The sequence below is a fragment of the Mesorhizobium sp. M0587 genome, from assembly GCF_040320945.1.
In the GTDB taxonomy this organism is placed as follows: Bacteria; Pseudomonadota; Alphaproteobacteria; order Rhizobiales; family Rhizobiaceae; genus Mesorhizobium.
The window spans coordinates 270,849-289,451 of the sequence record NZ_JAMYQP010000001.1; the positions used below are offsets into that span (position 1 = coordinate 270,849).

The window sequence follows — 18,603 nt, forward strand, 5'->3', positions numbered from 1 at the left end:
GGGCAAGCAGGGCTCGAAGCGGATCACGCCGCTTTGTCGGCAGGTCGGCAGACGAGGGAAGCAAACACGAGCAGCGTTCCATTGGGCGCCCATGCTACCCGCCGAGCCGGAAATACTTGGCAGTGGCTGAAAATTGAGATCCGTCGGTCTCGATTTCCTCGAGAATTTTGGGTAGCAGCACCGAGGCTGGCGTGGGCGTGGAGAACGCAGCCGCCTGAATATCCTGAGGGCCCGTGATCACCATTATGATCTGCGGCACTGCCTTTCCGGCCGCCTTGTCCGCGGCGCCGAGACCAATCGGGATGCTGAAGGTAGCCTTGTCCGATTGTGCGACGACGCGGTCGTCCAGATTGAACACCATGCCTTTATGGTCGATCAGCAGCACACTGGAAATGAGGCCGCCACGCGTCACCAGCGTGCCGCCGATCGGCGTTCCGTTCGGCACCGATGTCCGGTCGAGAACAAGCTGCGGCTTATCGGCCGCGGACTGTCCCAGAAAGCGCAGAAAATTGGTGACTTCGCATTGGCTCGGCTCAATGAGACGGACGCTGATGTCCGGCTCGACATGGAATTTTGCCTGGAAATCGCCCAGCATCCGTTCGAATGGCCGGACCGCCGTTCCAAATCCTTCGATCGCGGCGGCCTTCTCGGTTGTCGAAGTCATGGTCGCATAGAAACAGTCGCCGCCGCCGAAGTCGCGAACCCAGGAGGCTCGTTGCGCGATGTTGTCGTCGACAACCGGGGGGATCGCTGGCTTGGGCACGTTCAAGGCGACGACAGGTTGGTCCGGCGGTCTGATTGCCGGTGACATCGCCTGTTGGTTCCCGGTGCTCGCGGCATCCGTCTGGCTTGTAATGGGTTTGGGCGCCGGGGGTTTGGGCGCCGGGGGTTGGGGCGCCGGCACGGCCACCTTGGGCGGTGCCGATTGGCTGATCCGTGGTTCAGGCTTTGGGGCCTCCACAGCTTGTGACTGGGCCGGCGGCGGTGCTGGGACCCTTTCTGCTGCTGATGGGGTTGGAGCCGTTGCGTCAGGCGGCGGAGCCGAGATTTGACTGTCGCTGGCCATCGTACCCGGCTGGATTGCCGGCTTTTCGGGCGGCGGCTGCGCGTCCGTCGCGGATGGCTTCGGGGGGGCTTCGGTCTGCGAGGGGCCTTCGGTGGGCTTCGCCGGCTGCGGCTTTTGAGCCGCCGAGGCATCCGGCTGATTTTCAGCCGGCGGTGCGCTGGCCTCTGTTTTCGTCCGCGTAGGCGGAACTTCCTTTGCCGGCTCAGGGGCGTTCGCGACTTCGTCCGTCGGGGCCGGCTTCAAGGTTTCCGGCGCAGGCTTCGATGGTTCGGGCGCGGAGAGCGATGTCTTGCCGGCAGTCGGCGGCGCCGACGTCATAAAGCCGCTCAGATACAGGCCCGCACCCGAGGCGACAGCCAGCGTCGCCAAGGCAGCAATGGCTATGATTCGGGTCTTCGCGGGCTTTCCGGGCACATCCGCCGTGACCGCGCGCGGAGGGCCGACGACCGGGGAAGGCTGCGCTGCGGACAAATGCGCGGGCCGGACATGCGGGACGAAGCGCTGTTCGCCCGGGCCCGTGGCCATCGGCGCGTCATGTCCCGCGGCGTTGCGTTCCAAGACATTGGATGGCTGGGGCTGGCCCTTGGGATCAGGAGCAAGGGTTTGCTCGGCTGGCGGCAAAGCCGGCCGGTTGCGGGGTATGATGGACGTCGGCGGCGTTGTTCCCTCGTCTTCGCCACGCGTCATTCTGGCGATGTCCGCCATGCTGACCGGCCGGTCTCGCGGATCCGGTTGCAGCATGGCTTCAACGATGTCGCGAAAATCGTCGTCGATGTCGGAGAGATCAGGCACCGCCCGGCGCTTTTCGATGATCTCGAATTGCGATCCGCTCATGTCGATCGGTTTTCCACGCAGAGCGGCAACCAGCACCAGCCCAAGGCTGTAGATGTCGGACTGTTCGCTGACGTCGCCGCTGTACAGCCCGAGCTGTTCGGGTGAAACATAGTTGTACTTTCCGGCGAACTTTCCGCCGATCAGCGTCTCCCCACCTACGGTCGCCGATCGCGCGATACCGAAATCGATGATCTTTGCGCGGTCCACCCGGCCCCCTGGCAGGATGATATTGTCCGGCGAGAGGTCGCGATGGATTGCTCCCGCCTGGTGCACGGCGCTCAGGCCGGATGCGAGGCGATGGCAGAGCTTGCGCACCTCTTCCGTCGGCATCCCGCCACGTCGCATGATGTCGAACAGCGACTCGCCATCGACGAATTCCATGGCAAGGTAGGGACGGCCGATCCCGGGATCGATGGTGAAGACGTGGTATCGCACGACCGCATCATGCGACAGGTGGTTGAGGATCGAGGCCTCCTTGCGGAACAAGGACAGGATCGTCTGGTCACGGGCAAACTCGGGCAGGACGATCTTGATCGCGACGTGGTCTCCGGTCTGGATGTTGTGGCCGCGGTAGACCTCGCCCATGCCGCCGAAGGCGATCCGCTCGTCGAGTTCATAGATGCCGCTGAGCTGCGTGCCGACGGCGGTATTGGCCACCTGCGGCGATATTCGCGTCTTGTCGTCGGCGCTCATCTGCCTCAGCCCTCCGCTCTGGACAAATCGGCATGAAGCGATTGTCCGTTGCGCCCTTGTCCGATCTTCACCAGCACAATGGTGACGTTGTCCGTTCCGCCCCGCGCCAGCACCGTTTCCAAAAGATTTTCGCATGCCGCTTGAGGTGTCGCCGATATTACGGCGGCCTCGATCTCCGCGTCGGTGACATGCGCCGTCAGCCCATCGGTGCTCAACACGAAAATATCCCCCGGCATCAGTTCGCCTTGCTGGAAATCGATGACGAATTCGTCGCTGACGCCGACCGCATGCGTGATGACATTGCGGCGTGGCCAGGTGAGCGCCTCGGCCGCACTGATCATGCCTCGGTCCAACAATTCCTGAACTTCGGTGTGGTCCTTCGAGATCTGCGAGATCGAGGCGTTGCGGATCAGGTAAACGCGGCTGTCGCCCGCCCACAGGCAGGCAAACCGTCCGTCCATCGCCAACAGGGCGGCGACCGTGGAGCCGATGGTGATGCCGCGAGATTCCGATATGCCGCGGATCTCGGCATTGGCCCGGCTTAGCCTGTCCTCGAAGCGCGCCCGCAGATCAGGAGCAGAGCTGGCGATGCCGATCGTCGCCAGATGGTCGACAATGCTGGCAGAGGCGACCTCTCCGGCCTCATGCCCGCCCATCCCGTCGGCCACCACCCAAAGGCCGGCTCGCGGCTCGAGCAGATAGCTGTCCTCATTGTGCTCGCGGACACAGCCTTTGTGGCTCACGCCGAAACTGTCAAAAGGAAGGGCGACATCGCTCAATTTGCCACCAAGCGCTTCTCAAGCGCCCTCTACGGCGCACCGCCAGGCGCCCCGCTCGAGCTACTTTGCCACAGGCTAGAACATTAGAGTACCGAAATTAAGGTCTGGGCGCCTGAGGCACATGCAGGGTCTCACCGCACTCAAAGGCTCGAAGCCCATCTCAAAACGCCTTCGGACAGCTGAATCCGGAAAGTGCGGGAAGGAAGAAGGGGTTGGGCCCGGAACCAGTCTGGATCGTATAGGTGACGTCGCGCCCGCCGATCACGAACCGCGCTTCAACATTGCTGTCGTTGCCGGAGACGGTGGCCTTGTCCAGCAGCCGCTTCAGCGCCCATGGCCCTTCGAACTTGACGGCGGATTCGCGCCCCGGCATCTCCGGGATCAGGCTCAGACTGGCGGACCCGGAGGCCGTGCCGCTCGGCCAGGTCACGGTGCTCGGCGCGTTGCCCGCCTGGTTGCTCTGGACGGTTTGGCCGTCGACATCGAGCACCGCCGCATCCGCATCGCCATGCAGTGAGAACGGCGTGAAGCTCACGCTCACCGAGGGCACCGAACCGCCCTGGGGAAAAAAGCCGCTGCGGATTTCGGCCGCCAGCTGGAAGTCCTTCAACGTCGACTTCGACAGGTCGCGCCCGAAGCGCGCATCTTGTTTCCAGCTCCAGTCCTGACCGGTCATGTCTATCAGCGATGCGAGATTCTGTGCGAAGAACCGGTCCATCAGCCCGCCCGGGGCGAACAATTTCGCGAAATCCGCCATCGCGATGTCGTCGAGACCATTGCCGGCGAAAGGATAACGGCCGTTGACTGCCGCCTCGCAAGGCTGAGTGACCGTCTGGTCGAGCAGCTGGTTCAAGTTCGCCACCGAGGTCTCGGCGACATTGCCTTCAAACTCGTCCGCCGTCGCATTGACCATCCGGCCGAGTTGCTTGGGCAGTCGCGAGACATTGGCGCGAAGGGTGGCTATCTGGAGCTGCAGATTTGCGTTGGCGCGTTCAGTCTGGGAGGGAACGTCGGCCGCTAGTTGCAGACTCTGGTGGATATCGCGGAAATTCTGGGTCAAGGCATCGATCGGGCGGTGCCCGGCAGGACCGCCCACCAGGGCCTGGAACGATCTGAACTGCGCTTCTATGTCGGCCCCGGGGTTCTGGTTTTGCGCGCTTGCGGATCCTGTGCCGGCACGGCTCTGGGATTTTCCGGTGGCGATTTGAATGCCGATGCGAGCCAGACCCTTGGCCATGCTTGCGGCGTCCTGTGGCTGGCCTTGAACCGTGCTGGCCGCGCCTGAGTCTTTGCCGGAGGTGATGTCCCGCGTCAGAGCTGTTTCGCCGGCGATCGCCGTGAACAGTTGTTCGATCGGCGAGTTTGGCGAGGCGACTGCGGAAAGCGCGATGAAGTGCGGCTTGTCCTTCAGCATCGCTTTGAACTTCAACCCGTCGAGAACGCCGTTCCACGCCATTGCGAATTCCTTGCCATAGCGATCGAGAAGTTCGGGGCCAAGCCTGGGCAATTCCTGATCGATGCCGCCTTGCTCACCGCCGCCGCCGAGGATCCACTGGTCGTCGACGAGCGTCTGGGCGATGCGGGAGAGTTGCCCGAGATAGAAGCTGTTGAAGCCGGCATAGGTATAGAGGCCGGGAACACGAAGGCCTGACAAATCGCCGCCATCGAGACGCTCGAACACCAGTTGTGCTTCGGGGCCGCCTTTCTCGGAAAGAGAAAAATCAAGCAGCGCTGCCGCGTATATTGCGGATTTGATCAATGCGGAGGCACGGTCGGCGAGGCTCATCCGCCCGAGCGACCGTTGGGCGGCCTCGACGAGCGGCTGGTTGAGTTCGAAAACCGGATCATAGGCATCGTCCAACGCAAGCATGGCGCGCAGGTGCTTTTCGAGTTGCTCGCGTCCTTCGCGGTTGTTTTCACCTGGATACCGGTTCTGCTCCCAATCCTGCTTCATCCAGGAAATGATCAACGCGTCGTCGACCTTCGGCGCCTTGCCGCCAAGCATCAGATAGATTTTCAACGGCTCGTAGAGAGCGGCGGGATCAGCCATCTCAGCCTGGATAGTCCGCTCGGCCTGGATCAGCAGGCGCGATCGCAACATTCGTTCCAGCGCTTGCCGGTAGGCCGTCTTGGATGCCGAAAGAAGTCTCTCCCGTTGGCTGAGACCGAACGTCTCCTCGATGGGTGTCGGCACATCACTGGTCTCGAATCCAGTCGGCAGATTGCGCAACTGGTCGAGCGGCCCAATGACGTTTTCGAGGTCGACATCGGTCACCTCGGTACTTTTGAGCAGCGCGTCCGCCGTCGCGCGATACTGGCTCATGGCCTGTGTGTTGGAGGCGATCAGCGACCTGTTGGCTGTGAAGCTCAGGGCCAGGGTGCCGAGGGCCGCCGCAGCGATCAACGCGATGGCGCAAAGCACCCCAAATCTGGCGATCGCCGCACGTCTTTCAGCCGATTTGTCGTACGAGACCCATCCGGATTCGGCAAAGATGACGTTCGTCAACAGATCATGCAAAAAGAAGCTTTTGCCGGTTCCGGAAAGATGGGCGCGGGCATTGCCGCCGAAGCTGCGGCCGATCGCGCCCAACACCTGATCGATTGGCGTTCCCTCTTGCGTGCCTGATGAAAAATAGAGTCCACGCAGGCTGACATTCACCTGGCTGCGGGCCGGATCGAACAGGCTGGCGATAAAATTCGAAATTCGGCCTTTCAGCGCACCAAATTGTGCCGGAAAGCCAAAGACGGATATGCGCGCGACCGGGTCAGCTTCCTCCTGAAGGCGGTCGGGCATCTCCTCTACGAGGCGTCTTGCCAATGCATCGAATTCGGCCGGAGCCTCGCCGGCCATGTTCTTGTTGCGATCCGTGGTCTGGAACGTCGCGCCCCAGACCTTGCGCCGGCGGGGCTCGTCGAAACCGCCAAAGTAATCCATGAACCCGGAAACGAGATCAGCCTTGGTGAAAAGCAGATAAACGGGAAACTGGATTTTCAGCGTCTCGTGGATTTCCCGCAGGCGACTGCGTATCTCAACGACGTGAGCGTCAAGTTGCTGATCGTCTGAGCTGATGAGATCGGCAAGGCTGATGGCCAGGATGACGCCGTTTATCGGTTGCCGTGTGCGGTATCTCTTGAGCAGAGACAAGAAGGCGAGCCAACTCGTCTTGTCGCTTTGAGCATTGGAGTCCTGCGTTGTGTAGCGTCCAGCGGTGTCGATCAGCACGGCCTTGTCGGTGAACCACCAGTCGCAGGCGCGAGTGCCGCCAACCCCGGCCACTGGTTGGGCGTCACCCGAACCGGCCAGCGGAAAATTCAGGCCCGAATTGACCAGTGCCGTAGTCTTGCCCGCGCCGGGCGGGCCGATGACGATGTACCAAGGGATCTCGTAGAGGAAGTTGCGCTTGCCGCTCGACCGTTTGAGCGCGGCGATCGCCTCGTTCATGCGGGCTTCGAGCACCCGCGAGTCGTCATCGCGGCCGTCATTGCGTGCGACCACAGTTTCGAGTTCTTTTTGCGCCTTTCTCGCCTGCCAGAAACGCAGGCCGTAGAAAAGCGCGAGCGCTGCCACGATCACACCAATGATAGTCGCGCGCAGCCAGGCAGGTCCGAGAGGGCGGGTATCGGCGAAGCGGATCAAGGGTCCGGCAAACCACACCGCCGCCGCGAAGCCGGCCAGCGCGATCATGCTGAATATCCGCAGCAGCCAACGCGTCATGGCCGCTTCCACCTGGCCGTGCTCACAATGTTTCCTCTTTGGCGATCATCACATCGACACGACGGTTCCTGGCGCGGCCTTCCGGCGTGGCATTGTCGGCGATTGGCTCGTCCTCGCCCTTGCCGTCGACCGTCAGTCGCGAAGGATCGCTGAACTTCGGTGCCATTATCGTTTCGACAGCCTTTGCCCTGGCGACGGAAAGATCGAAATTGGACTTGAACGGGCTCGATTTTCGCGGCTTCACATTGTCCGTATGGCCGACGATCTTGATTGGTCCGGGCTCGGGTTCCAGGGCAGCGGCGATGTCAGCGGCAATGGGCTGGAACTCTGGCTTCGCCTCGGCCCTGCCGGACTGGAACAGCAGGAGATTGTTTATTTCGACCACGATGAAGTCGCCCTTCGTGCCGATGGTCAGTCCGCCGCCTTCGACTTCCTTGGCCAGTGCCGAGCGGATGCGATCGATCTGCGTGGTTGTGGCGGCGGGTGGGATGACTTTCACGGGCTCCGCCAACGGGGCCACGCTGGCCCGTTCGATGGCGATCGGTGTCGACGGGTTGAGTGCCAGCAATTCGCCAGCGGCGGCGTCGCCTTCATTGGTGATAGAGACCCGCAGCGCAAAGAATGCGGCAGTCAGCAGCGCCGACGCTGCTGCCGCTGCAACCCAGAGCGGCAGGCGAGCCGACGACTGCGCCATGGTCGCCGCCGAGCCCTGCCAGTGCGGCGAGACATCTTCGCCGGCGCGCGCCCTGAAGTAGCGAAGCGTCTCGTAGACGTCGCGTCGGACGCGCTCGAGATTGTTGTCTTCGCGCCTCACGCCCCGGTACTGGCCCTCGAACCCCAGCGACAGGCAGGCATGCATCAGTTCGAGGAGGTCGTAGTGCGCCTCCGGGCTGGCCAGTATCTTGTTCAGCGCTTCGAAAAAGCCTGTGCCGCTGGGCTCGACATGAAAGAACTGCGACAGCATGCTGTACTGGGCCCAAGCGCCTTTTTGTGGCCAAGGCAGGTTGCCGATAAGATCGTCCGCGGTTTCGCAGAGGGCAAATTTCGCAATCCGCGCATCCTCTTCGCCAACACCTGATTTCTGCAGTGTCGCGTCGAACTTGTCTATCGTTTCGGCGACATGTTCCGCCAACGGCTCCGCTTGTCTCTCGACGGGAATGAGCCTGAGCTGGCCGAACAGCATCAGCAACGGTGCGGCGGCTGCTAGGATCGGGTTTGCCGCGGAATATCTGACACTATCCGTGACATTGAGCAGGGTCTCCTGCCGCAGAGCTGAAGTCGACGCCGCTGCGGAAGCGCCTGCTGCTGCAACGGAAGGATAAATCACGGTCCCGGACGTCCAGCCCGGCGGTGTATGCCGGCCGACGCCGGGATCGAACACTGTCGATTCCTTGATTTGCGCGGGTTGCCCGCCATCCGCGGCAGGCTCCTGAGGGACCGGCGCCGGTTTTCGCTCACGCCGCGGAGCAGCGCGAATGACGGTCTTGCCCGCCGGGCCGAAGGGATCGTCCTTCGAACTCATCGCCGATCGTCCGTGCAGGCGGCGAGCCCGCGACTGGGCGAGACAGGCGCAAAATGGTTTCTGGTCAGGTGAAGGAAATGCTGCCCCTGCCGACCGTGGCAGTGTCCGCAGGGAGGTCGGCTACAAGATACTGTCCCGCCGAAAGATGACATTGCCGCAGACCCCCAGGTCGATCAGCCTTACCCGCTTAGCGAATTGTCGTATGTGATCGTAGTCTCAGAACCCGTCGATTGGAACCTATGCCGAGCGCCGAAGAGATTTTCTTGGCCGGCCACAGTTCCACAGGCTCCCTTGAAACGGTCTATTTTGGCTTGTCGGCCTTGGCATAGGCTTCGCTGAAATAGGCCAGGAATATGTCCAGCATGCCGTTCTCATGGGCTTCCTCCATGGTTCGCCACGTCGCAACGAAAGCATCCCAGGCTTGGCTCTTTTTCGAAGAGAACGACGTCGGGGGAAGCTTTTTGCCGATCGCTTCGGGGGACAGGTCGTCAAGCAATCGCGACAGCGCGGCTTGCATGGCGGCATAGGTGGCGAATTCGTGCGTCTTGAGATCGCGGAAAGCATCTTCGATACTGTGCCTGGCATCAAGGTAGCCGGCCCTGCGCCGTGCGAACATGATTTCGAGGATGTCGTCGGTTCCCGGGACGAATTTCAGGGGATTGTTGTCGGCAGCGCTGATCATTGTTCGCTGTGTGCTCTTGGCCAGCATTTTCGCGGCCGCGCGGGCTTTCAGCAGCAAGGTTAGTTCCTCTACCACCGTCCGCAGGACCGTGCCGATTTCGGCGGCAACTTCGTGTGGGTCGCGCGATTGAAGCAATTCCGGCGAGATGCCGGCCCCGATCGCAATTTCCCGCAGCACCTCGTCTCCTGTCGAGGGAAAAGGCGCGGGTTGCGACGAGAACGCTGGAATCCGCTGCCCGGGCCGCTGCTCCGCCGGAGTGAAGAACGGCTCGGCGGCGAATTCGAGCGGCCGGCCTGTCGCGGCCGGTACTTCTCGTTGTGTCGATTCGTGGCGGATTTGAGGATGACCGGTCGCGGGCCGCTCGTCGTCGATCGATACGAAGATGACATAACGGCCGATCAGCACCCGGTCGCCATGCCCCAGCCGATGCGGGCCGGTCATGCGTTGGCTCGATCCGTTGATGTAGGTTCCGTTGCGCGAGACATCGTGCAGCCAGAACGCGCCTGCCTCGTATCGAACCTCGCAGTGCCGGCCCGAGATGAACTTGTCGGGGTCCGGCAAGGTCCAGTCACAAGCATCGCGTCCGATTTCGAAGCTGCGATCCCGTGCCGCGTAGCCGGTCGGGACATCAGCGGGCAAGGGGTCGATATTGTTGATTTGCAGACTGATGTACATCCAGGATCGCCCGTCGAACGCTGATCGATACCCTACCATTCTAGCAGTTTGCGGGTACAACAGGACAGCAGCGTTTCGAGCCGATGCATTGACAGGGCGAGTTCAGTCATGGTGCGTCCTCTTTGGTCAGCAGGACAACATGTGTTAGGCTCAACATAGCTTGGTGCGGCGGGTTGAAAAAGTTCCTGGGCAGATGGCAGGCACTTCAAATCCACCGCGCTGACGGCCGCGTCCAGGAGGGGCACGACCCATGCCGAACGAACGTGCCACGGTTGTGCAGACACCGGTTGGCGGCGATCTGTTGACCTTCACGCATCTTGTCGGGCGCGATGAGATCAGCCGCTGCTTGGCCTATACGGTCGGGTTCGTCAGCACGGATCACGATATCGATCCGTTGAAGATGCTGGGTGGGCCGGTCTCGGTCGAAGGTGAATCCGACCCGAAGCGGTGGTTCAGCGGTCTCGTGTCCGAGTTTCGCTTGACCCGCATAGAGGACCGGCTGGCTTACTACGAGGCGGTGGTCAGGCCGTGGCTCTGGTTTCTCGGCAACACCACCGATTGCCGTATTTTCCAGAACAAGAGCGTCGTCGACATCGTCAAGGACGTTTTCAAGAAATACAGCACGGCGGAATTCGATCTGCGCCTGCAGGGATCCTATCCTCCACGCGAATACTGCGTGCAGTATGACGAGACCGATCTGGATTTCGTACAGCGGCTGCTCGAGCACGAAGGCATCCTGTATTTCTTCGAGCATGACGAGGGCAAACACACGCTTGTCCTGGCCGATGCGATGAGCAAGCTGAAGCCGGCGCCGGGCTACGAGAAAGTGCCTTATCACTTTGAGGGGCAGGGCTCCCGGCGCGATGTCGAATACATCACCGAATGGATACCGGGCAGTTCGGTGCGCCCGGGCGCCTATGCTCACACCGACTACGACTTCAAGAAGCCGGGCGCCGACCTGATGGCCAAGTCGGCCCAGCCGTTCGGTCACAAACTGGCTGCCGGCGAGAATTATCGCCAGCCCGGCGCGCATCTCGAAGTCGGCCGGGGCGACAGCCTGGCTGCGATCCGCCGCGAGGAAATCCAGGCCGTGCACCAGCGCATTGCGGCGGTCGGGACCGTACGCGGCCTGTTTTCAGGCTGCACCTTCAATCTGGATGGCTTTCCGCGCGAAGACCAGAACCAGGAATATCTGGTGGTCAGCGCCGAATACAGGCTGTTCGACCCGGGATACAGAAGCCACGCGGATGTCGACAGCGAGAACTTCAAGGTGATCCTCGGCGTGGCGCCGACCGGCTTGCCCTATCGTCCGCCGCGGATCACGCCACGGCCGATCATGCGCGGGCCGCAGACGGCAACGGTGGTCGGTCCGTCGGGCCAGGAAATATTCACCGACAAATACGCACGGGTGAAGGTGCAATTCCATTGGGACCGCCTGGGCAAGAAGGACGAGAACAGCTCCTGTTTCGTGCGGGTCTCGCAGACCTGGGCCGGCAGCGGCTGGGGCTTCATCCAGATACCGCGCATCGGCCAGGAAGTTATCGTCGACTTCATCGAAGGCGACCCGGACCTGCCGATCATCACCGGCCGGGTCTACAACGCCTCGCAGATGCCGCCCTACGGGCTACCAGCGAATGCCACGCAATCCGGCTGGAAGTCGAACTCCTCGCTCGGCGGCGGCGGCTACAACGAGCTGATGTTCGAGGACAAGGCCGGCTCCGAACTGGTCAATTTCCAGGCGCAGAAGGACCACCACCTTCTGATCAAGCATGACCGCACCAAGCTGGTGCAGCACGACCAGTCCGACCGCATCGATCACGACGCCAAGCATTCCGTCGGCCACAACCTCGACGAGGACGTCGGCAACAACAAGACCGTCAAGGTCGGCGTCGACCAGACCACGAACATCGGCTCGAACGATACCGAGACGGTGGGCGCCAACCGGTCGCTGACGGTCAACGCCAACGAGACCATCCACGTCGTGTCGAACTCGACGGAGAACATCGACGCCAACCATTCGCAGACGGTGGGGATCGTGCAGACTGTAAGCGTCGGCGCGGCCCGGGTCGATTCGGTCGGAGCGTCGGAGACACGCAGCGTCGGGGCAGTGCAGACGAACACGATCGGCGCGTCGCGGTCGGTCACGGTTGGGGCGGGGCAGGAGCACACCATAGGAGCCAGCGACAGCTGGACGATTGCTTCCGATCAGAGCGTGTCCATAGGCGGCGGCCACACCGAGAGCATCGCGAAGGATCAAGGCTCGACGGTCGGCGGCGCGCGCACGGCTTCGGTGGGCAAGGACGATTCGACATCCGTGGCCGGCGCGCATTCGCTTTCCATCGGCAAAGACAGTGCCATTTCGGTCACCGGCAATGGCACGATCAAAATCGGCAAGAAGCTGGTGATAGACGCAGGGGACGAGATTCTGATCCAGACTGGATCGGCAAAGATTATGATGAAGAAAGACGGCACGATCGCGATCGAGGGCAAGGACATATCGGTCAAGGGGTCGGGCAAGATCAGCATCAAGGCGTCGAGCGACATCACGATGAAGGGCTCGAAGATTGCGGAGAATTAAGGGGGCAGCGATGAGTGACGTTCGCAAACGCATTGATGGCGTGATGATCGGCATCTTTCTCGGTTTCGACGATGCCGCGTCGCCGCTGGTGGTATTCCCGGGCAATCCGGAAGAGACAGCCTTGCCCGCGCGCAGCCTGACTGCCCTGACGTCCGATATGATCGGCTCCGAGGTGGCTTTGCTCTTTCACGAGGGTGACCCCGCCAAGCCGCTGATCGTCGGCCGCGTCGTCGAACCGGCACGGAAGACCGCTGCGCCGCAAGTCGTGAGAGACGGCGAGCGCGTTCGCATCATCGGGGAAGAGCGCATCGAACTACGCTGCGGCAAGGCGACGATCCTGATGGAAAAAGACGGCCGCATCACCATTCGTGGCACTTATGTCACCAGCCAGGCGAGCGCCGCCAATCGTATCCGTGGCGGATCGATCGATCTCAACTGATGTTGGCGCAGAAACCAGAAGGGGCACCGGAGCAGCGGCAAATAGTGCCGGATGTCGTCAGACAGCACGCCGAGCAGGCCGCGTTCTTCTGGGCGCAGCGCGACACGCTGATGGAGGATGATCCGCCGGATCTTCATGTGGTCGCCGGTATCGACCGGCGCTTGGAAGCCAACCTGGATGGTCTGCGTATCGCTGGACCGGCCGCTTGGCCGTTTGTAGTGGCGGCGTATGAGGACTTCCCAGAAAAGGGCGAATTGTTCCTCTATGGATGGATGGCGATCGAGCAGGGTGACAGCTCCCAAATTGCCGAGGCGGTAGAGATGGCCCGCACATCCGAAGACGACGCCTACGGCCTGATCGGCGCGCTGGCATGGCACAAGGCAACGACGATCGCCCCGCTGGTGCGCGATTGGATCGGCTCCCCGGATGCCTTCAAGCGATTTCTCGGCGTGTCCGCCTGCCTGGAACATCGAGTCGATCCAAAGCAGATGCTCGGCCGCCTTGTTCGCGATCCCGACGTCCGCGTGCGCGCCACAAGCCTGCGCCTTGTCGGAACATTGAGGCGGGCAGACCTCGTGCAAGAGATGTCCGAAGCACTTGAGGCGGACCATGAACGGGTGCGGATATGGAGCGCCTGGTCGCTCAACGAGCTTGGCTCGGGCGATCTGGCGCAACCGGAACTGAAGAGACAGGTGCTGGCGAATGGACCAGATGCGCTTGCGGCACTCAGAGCACTGGTCAAGGCCGGGCCCGAAGCGGAGGTACGCGCCTTCATGGGCGGCTTGCTCAAATCACCCGAGACCGCGCCGCTCGCCGTGCGCGGAGCGGGCATGCTGGGCGACCGCACGATCCTGCACTGGCTGATGCATCAAATGCGCACGCCTGCACTTGCCGTGGCGGCGGGTGGTGCGCTCCTGGAAACCTTCCCGGAAGCGCGCAGTGTGGACGGGCTGTTCACGCTCGACCCGGCTGAGCTTGGCCCGGCCTTCGAGGAGCACTTTGGGGATTTTGGCGTGAAGGTGCCAGTGGCGGAGAAGGTGAAGGGGTGGGGTTCTATCCTGTCTTGAATATGCCGTCCGGCACCCAGGCCGAAGCCCTGCCAAAGCGATGCAGCCAGTCGTCCGTTGTGCCCGGGTTGTTGAAAAACCCCTCGCCATCGAGCGGACCCGTATCGGCCTCTGACAGCACGAAGTCTGAAATGGCCTCCCCATAGGCGCGATAGCCGGAAGCGCCCTCCGCCTGCCTATTGACATCAAGCGGCACGGGCCTGTTGCCGATCACATGAACGTCCGCGAATCGTTGCCGGTTCGAACGAATCCCGGATTCCTGGAAACTGGCGCCACGAGACAAAGGCAGATCGTTGGTTGAGGTCAACTCGTGACCGATGAGATTTATCCAGCACGGCGACTTCAGCCGATGCTTCATGTGCCTCGGACACATGTCCAGCATATCGATGTCGATGCCCAGATATCTGCGCGAGTGGGTATAAATCTTGGTAAAGGCGGCATAGGGCAACACCGGATTGAAACCAAAGACCGGCCCGCCGTGGCCGCTCAGCAATTCGATGTCTTCGGCGAACTGCCTCGCCAGGGCGACGAGCACGTTGGGGTCGGATTCCAGTGGCACCAAGACCCGAGCATAGGAAAAAAGGCCTTCGCCGGCATACTTCTCACGGACGATTGTCAGACTCCACGATCCAAGTGGGTCGTCGATCTCACGGCCGTCCCACAACCGGGCGACAAAGGCACGGTCTTCCCGGATCCGCTTTCGCACCGGCTCGAAGAATGGCATCGGCGTGCCGTCCACCTGCGCCTCATGTCCGGAACGGGTAAGGGCCGGCTCAGAAAGCCGAGACCAGACAGGAAGCTCCGAGATCCTGAAGAACTTGAGCTGTTCCGGCGGACAGAAGGCGAGAAATATCCTGACGATCCGCTCGAAGTTCGGGACGGTCACACGCCACGGATACACCGTCACCTCGAACGCGATCCTGACTAGATTGTCCGCAATCTTGCGCTGAAGGTCGAGCAGGGTCTCCGACATCGCTAATCTTCCTCGCCCGGATCGACCCCCTCCTTTTCCTGCCGGATCAGGTAGTCGAGCGTGTCTATGCGATCACGCAGGAAATCCGCGAATGTGTCGAACACGTCTTCCCGATCGACGTTGTCGTACGACACGAACTTTCCGGCGTCGGGCCCCTTCGGGAAATAGAACAGCATGTCGTCGACGCCCGGCGCGATCAGGATCGGCAGCGCGCCGGACTTGATCGGATTCTCGTCACTGAACTGATCGAAAAGGCCCGAACGTCCGCGCAGTATCTTGACCGTCTCCGGATTATTGCGATTGCCTATGCCGAGCAGTGGCGCATCGCCCTCAAACCCGGGCCACCCATCGTGCAGAAGCAGGAAGGCGCGATAGTCCTCGGGCAGGACATAGCCGATCTCCTTCTCGAAACGCCGAATGTCCTGCTCCGTAGCCGGCGGATTGGGCGGGTCGCTCAGGTCCTCGTCGAGGGCCAGAAGATCGTATTCCTTGCTTCGTTGTTGGAACTGTTCAATGAGTTCGGGCAGCGTCAGCATTTCTGATCTCCTTTACAGCAGGTTCCCTTGACCCCAGTGTGCTTGTTCGGTCCGCTGGTTTTTAACTGCCTCATGCAGGTACCCGACCATTCGTTGGCTCCCTGCGACATCCAAACCAAATTGCTAGTGCTGGTCGGAAGCCCGTTATGCTGGATCTCGATCATGTGATCCGGGCTGTAGCCCTTGAAGTCGTTTGCCTTCGCGTCTGCAAGCGTCTCCTCGGCACACTTCTTCGACATGGGATGGAAACCCATGTCTTCCGGCTTCCCCACGCCGCCGGCGCCCCGATCGTCTCGTGCGTAGCGGTTGATCGATTTGCACGCATTGTTACCCGCTGTGCGGTTGGCCTTATATGCTCTTCCAGCCTTTTTGACTGTCCTGCTGCCCTTGCCTTTCACTGCGTCGTCGTAGTTCGCGATCTTTCCGCAGATTTCTTCCTTCTGGCACTTGCTGAGTTCTTCGCCATCATAGCTTGCGTTCGCGCAATCGAGGCATAAATTGCCGTCGTCGTCAGTCCAGGTCGATGGGTCCAGATTGCCGCCCAGATCGACCGTGTTCTTGTCGTTATGAAACTTCTTATCAGTGTGGCGGCAGGCGTTCTTGCCATCCATCTTCACGTCGAAGGAATAGGTGATCCAATCCGTCGCCTTCTTGAACACGTTGGACTTCACGCCACCAACCGTGCCCGGTTCGTCGCCGGTGCTCATTCCGTATTGCGAGCCCTTGATGGCGATCATCTTGCCGCCCTTGGCAAGGACGGTCGTCGTTCCATCCTTCAGCGTTCCCTGGTTCGCGAAGTTGGGGTAAGGTAACGGCACCGGGCCACCGGGGGTCGGCGTCTTACAGACATCGGGAATCGTCGCGATCGAAATGCCGATTGTACCCTTGTAGGTCAGGCCGAGGCTGTTGACGACGATATGACTGGGCATCAGGCGGCTCTCCTTGGTCCGCCCAGCAGCACGGCGGCGCGGGAGCCTTTTTCGGAACTAGCCCAGATCAGCGACAGCGGCCCATTCTGGTAGTTGCGCGCTTCGGCCTCGGCTATCAAGCTCACGAACAGCGGACCGGACGCAGCGCCGACATCGCCCCAACAGTCGGCTGGCGTCTCGAAATCCGCTGCATCCTTGAAGTGCCCGGGGTCGCGGATAACCGCGAAACCATACTCGTTGCCGCGATAGCGTTCACCGTTCATGTCGCAGATGATGCGATCGACTGGATCGATCGGCCCATCTTGGAACAGAAAGCGGAAGGCCGCACCAAGGCCTTCGCCCAATACCACCGTCTCGGTCTTGATCCTGTTTTCCTCACTCGCAATCGAGGAGCCGACGATTTCGAGCAGCGGGTGAAGCCCAGAGGCACGCGCCGTGGCCAGCGTCGTCAGCAGGGTAAACCCCGCCGCCTCGCCTGGACAGAAGCCATAGATATTGCCCTCCGAATGAAGCTGCTCGTTTTCGTCAAGCCACTCCAATGTTTCGGGTTCGAGATATGTATCGACTCCACCAGCGAGGCAGAATTTAGCCCTGCCTTCGCGCAACGAGTTGCAAGCGTGATAGATCGCGAGCAAGCCTCCGGCATGGCCGCCCGCGGTCGAGCCCCCACCTGTTAGAGCGACATGCTGCGCCAACCGCTTACGGAGCCGCGTATCGACTTGCGCGGCGAAACCATCCGGCTGACCAGGCCGGGACTCACCTGTCGACAGGATGAGCGTAACCTCGGCACGGCCCGATCCCAGAAGCGGCCCTAGCGCTTGAATGGCCGGCGATACTGCAATCTCAACAGCCCGGTCAGGTCCGCGCAGATCGACGTCGACGCCAGTATCGCGAGTTACCTTCATCCGCTCGCCGAACCGGTCGATCATATAGGGATGGTCCTGAATGGCGGAAATTCCGGCGCGGACTGCCGCAGCACTTGAGGTCGCGTCGAAACCCAGTGGTGTACGCGCCCCCACGCCCACGACGACAATCGTGTCTCCCTTGACCATCATTCGTCTTCGTCCGCTAGCCAGATCCCGGTCGCCGCGATTGTTGGCGAAATGCCGGTACGCTCACGCACCCTGAGGGTAGTCATCTTCAGGCGCTCCTCGTCGTAAGGCACTGCCAGGGTCGACATCCACGTGATCGAGAACTGCCTGAGGTCAGGTTTGATGCGCAGCGTATGGATAGTGGCTTCACCGTTTTCGCGATCCGGACGATTGTAGAACTGCGTTGTGATTTCGAAGGTGATCCGTGGCAGAAGGAACTGCCAAAAACCATTCTCGGTGAAGTTACCTAGCCGCACATCCTCATAGCCGATGAGCGGCGTCTTGGTTTGTTGGTCCTCTGGCGCACATTGGTAATACATGCGGCTGAAATCGCGGGGCAAAAGCGGATCGCGCGTTTTCTCCCAGTCATCACCATAAGTACCGGCATACTTCATACGCGGCTGCCAGTGTCGTGCCACTGGCCCAAAACCTGCCGGTTTGCCGCTTCTGTGGTCGCGATAGGGAGCATCTGGATACTCAAAGTTGGGCCCGGTCTTGCTGATCAGCCGCTGTGGATCGACAGCAAAGCCGGCGCCGACCGGATTACGCTGATCCCAATCCGGCTTCGATGCCTCCATGTCCGTCCCGCCATAAGTTCGCCGCCAGCTGATCGGGATTTTCGTGAAAGGTTCAGGGCTGCTCATCCGCACCGAAATCGGGCCCGGCATGAAAACTCGATCGCCGATTACTTTCACCGTCTTGTCGATGTCACCGATTTTTATGCGTGCGGCACTCTCGATGCTGGGGCGCCCACCGGGCGCATGGACGTGCCCTTCGATCAGGATGTCGGCGTACTTCTTCTCCAGATTGAGGTCCGTGTCGTCGAGAAGCTCATTCGGATCCGCGCCATAGAGGGGCGCCAGGTTGACCGGCGTCTGCTCCTTCAACAGCCGCTGTTTGCCGTCGGGATCGATCTCGAACGACGCCTTGATTGCGATCAGCCAGACCTCATGTCCGCGCTCGTCACGCGTCCAGCTTTCCTGGGCGGCAAATGGCGTCTCGTTGGACAGTATCCACATTTGAA

At 61.3% G+C, this 18,603-nt stretch carries 13 protein-coding genes; 3 read left to right on the plus strand and 10 right to left on the minus strand.

Translation table 11 applies throughout. The features are described 5' to 3' along the window. Positions 1 to 94: 94 nt before the first annotated feature. The 5 genes from NKI49_RS01275 to tagH form a co-directional block, all read right to left on the minus strand. Positions 95 to 2,593, minus strand: a complete 2,499-nt coding sequence (locus NKI49_RS01275) for a serine/threonine-protein kinase (RefSeq protein ID WP_352598131.1) — start codon at positions 2,591 to 2,593, stop codon at positions 95 to 97. Positions 2,594 to 2,598: 5 nt separating this feature from the next. Next, positions 2,599 to 3,372 carry a PP2C family protein-serine/threonine phosphatase gene (locus NKI49_RS01280; protein ID WP_352598130.1) on the minus strand — a complete coding sequence of 258 codons (774 nt, stop codon included), beginning with the start codon at positions 3,370 to 3,372 and terminating at the stop codon, positions 2,599 to 2,601. 160 nt (positions 3,373 to 3,532) lie between these two features. Beyond that, entirely contained in the window at positions 3,533 to 7,087 is a 3,555-nt protein-coding gene (tssM, locus tag NKI49_RS01285) for a type VI secretion system membrane subunit TssM (protein WP_352598129.1), read from the minus strand. 22 nt (positions 7,088 to 7,109) lie between these two features. Then, entirely contained in the window at positions 7,110 to 8,609 is a 1,500-nt protein-coding gene (gene tssL / locus NKI49_RS01290; RefSeq protein ID WP_352598128.1) for a type VI secretion system protein TssL, long form, read from the minus strand. Positions 8,610 to 8,910: 301 nt separating this feature from the next. Beyond that, positions 8,911 to 9,966 carry a type VI secretion system-associated FHA domain protein TagH gene (tagH, locus tag NKI49_RS01295; RefSeq protein ID WP_352598127.1) on the minus strand — a complete coding sequence of 352 codons (1,056 nt, stop codon included), beginning with the start codon at positions 9,964 to 9,966 and terminating at the stop codon, positions 8,911 to 8,913. Between the two features lie 250 nt (positions 9,967 to 10,216). Between tagH and NKI49_RS01300 the strand changes: the two genes are divergently transcribed. The 3 genes from NKI49_RS01300 to NKI49_RS01310 are packed head-to-tail and all read left to right on the plus strand — an operon-like array spanning position 10,217 to position 14,050. Continuing rightward, positions 10,217 to 12,544, plus strand: coding sequence for a type VI secretion system Vgr family protein (locus tag NKI49_RS01300; RefSeq protein ID WP_352598126.1), 2,328 nt, complete (start codon positions 10,217 to 10,219; stop codon positions 12,542 to 12,544). A 10-nt stretch (positions 12,545 to 12,554) separates the two neighbouring features. Then, entirely contained in the window at positions 12,555 to 12,983 is a 429-nt protein-coding gene (locus NKI49_RS01305) for a DUF6484 domain-containing protein (RefSeq protein ID WP_352598125.1), read from the plus strand. Next, positions 12,983 to 14,050, plus strand: a complete 1,068-nt coding sequence (locus NKI49_RS01310) for a HEAT repeat domain-containing protein (RefSeq protein ID WP_352598124.1) — start codon at positions 12,983 to 12,985, stop codon at positions 14,048 to 14,050. The genes NKI49_RS01305 and NKI49_RS01310 overlap by 1 nt, the downstream gene beginning before the upstream one ends. Here the strand turns inward: NKI49_RS01310 and NKI49_RS01315 are convergent. From NKI49_RS01315 to NKI49_RS01335, 5 genes are read right to left on the minus strand one after another with little or no spacing between them, the layout of a single operon-like run. After that, positions 14,037 to 15,023 carry a type VI immunity family protein gene (locus NKI49_RS01315; protein WP_352598123.1) on the minus strand — a complete coding sequence of 329 codons (987 nt, stop codon included), beginning with the start codon at positions 15,021 to 15,023 and terminating at the stop codon, positions 14,037 to 14,039. The two genes, NKI49_RS01310 and NKI49_RS01315, sit on opposite strands and share 14 nt — an antisense overlap. Before the next feature lie 2 nt (positions 15,024 to 15,025). Further along, positions 15,026 to 15,559 (minus strand): SMI1/KNR4 family protein, encoded by a 534-nt coding sequence (locus NKI49_RS01320; protein ID WP_352598122.1) that lies wholly within the window; start codon positions 15,557 to 15,559, stop codon positions 15,026 to 15,028. Next, positions 15,553 to 16,488, minus strand: coding sequence for a DUF4150 domain-containing protein (locus tag NKI49_RS01325; RefSeq protein ID WP_352598121.1), 936 nt, complete (start codon positions 16,486 to 16,488; stop codon positions 15,553 to 15,555). The genes NKI49_RS01320 and NKI49_RS01325 overlap by 7 nt, the downstream gene beginning before the upstream one ends. After that, entirely contained in the window at positions 16,488 to 17,543 is a 1,056-nt protein-coding gene (locus tag NKI49_RS01330; protein WP_352598120.1) for a beta-ketoacyl synthase N-terminal-like domain-containing protein, read from the minus strand. The genes NKI49_RS01325 and NKI49_RS01330 overlap by 1 nt, the downstream gene beginning before the upstream one ends. Then, positions 17,540 to 18,598 (minus strand): DUF2169 family type VI secretion system accessory protein, encoded by a 1,059-nt coding sequence (locus NKI49_RS01335; RefSeq protein WP_352598119.1) that lies wholly within the window; start codon positions 18,596 to 18,598, stop codon positions 17,540 to 17,542. The genes NKI49_RS01330 and NKI49_RS01335 overlap by 4 nt, the downstream gene beginning before the upstream one ends. Positions 18,599 to 18,603 lie beyond the last annotated feature (5 nt).

Bases quoted from the DNA above. Each gene is read 5' to 3' on its own strand.
- NKI49_RS01325 (WP_352598121.1), bottom strand. From the start codon at position 16,488: ATGCCCAGTCATATCGTCGTCAACAGCCTCGGCCTGACCTACAAGGGT.
- NKI49_RS01305 (WP_352598125.1), top strand. From the start codon at position 12,555: ATGAGTGACGTTCGCAAACGCATTGATGGCGTGATGATCGGCATCTTT.
- tssL (WP_352598128.1), bottom strand. From the start codon at position 8,609: ATGAGTTCGAAGGACGATCCCTTCGGCCCGGCGGGCAAGACCGTCATT.
- NKI49_RS01335 (WP_352598119.1), bottom strand. From the start codon at position 18,598: ATGTGGATACTGTCCAACGAGACGCCATTTGCCGCCCAGGAAAGCTGG.
- NKI49_RS01300 (WP_352598126.1), top strand. From the start codon at position 10,217: ATGCCGAACGAACGTGCCACGGTTGTGCAGACACCGGTTGGCGGCGAT.
- NKI49_RS01315 (WP_352598123.1), bottom strand. From the start codon at position 15,023: ATGTCGGAGACCCTGCTCGACCTTCAGCGCAAGATTGCGGACAATCTA.
- tagH (WP_352598127.1), bottom strand. From the start codon at position 9,966: ATGTACATCAGTCTGCAAATCAACAATATCGACCCCTTGCCCGCTGAT.
- NKI49_RS01310 (WP_352598124.1), top strand. From the start codon at position 12,983: ATGTTGGCGCAGAAACCAGAAGGGGCACCGGAGCAGCGGCAAATAGTG.
- NKI49_RS01320 (WP_352598122.1), bottom strand. From the start codon at position 15,559: ATGCTGACGCTGCCCGAACTCATTGAACAGTTCCAACAACGAAGCAAG.
- NKI49_RS01275 (WP_352598131.1), bottom strand. From the start codon at position 2,593: ATGAGCGCCGACGACAAGACGCGAATATCGCCGCAGGTGGCCAATACC.
- tssM (WP_352598129.1), bottom strand. From the start codon at position 7,087: ATGACGCGTTGGCTGCTGCGGATATTCAGCATGATCGCGCTGGCCGGC.
- NKI49_RS01330 (WP_352598120.1), bottom strand. From the start codon at position 17,543: ATGATGGTCAAGGGAGACACGATTGTCGTCGTGGGCGTGGGGGCGCGT.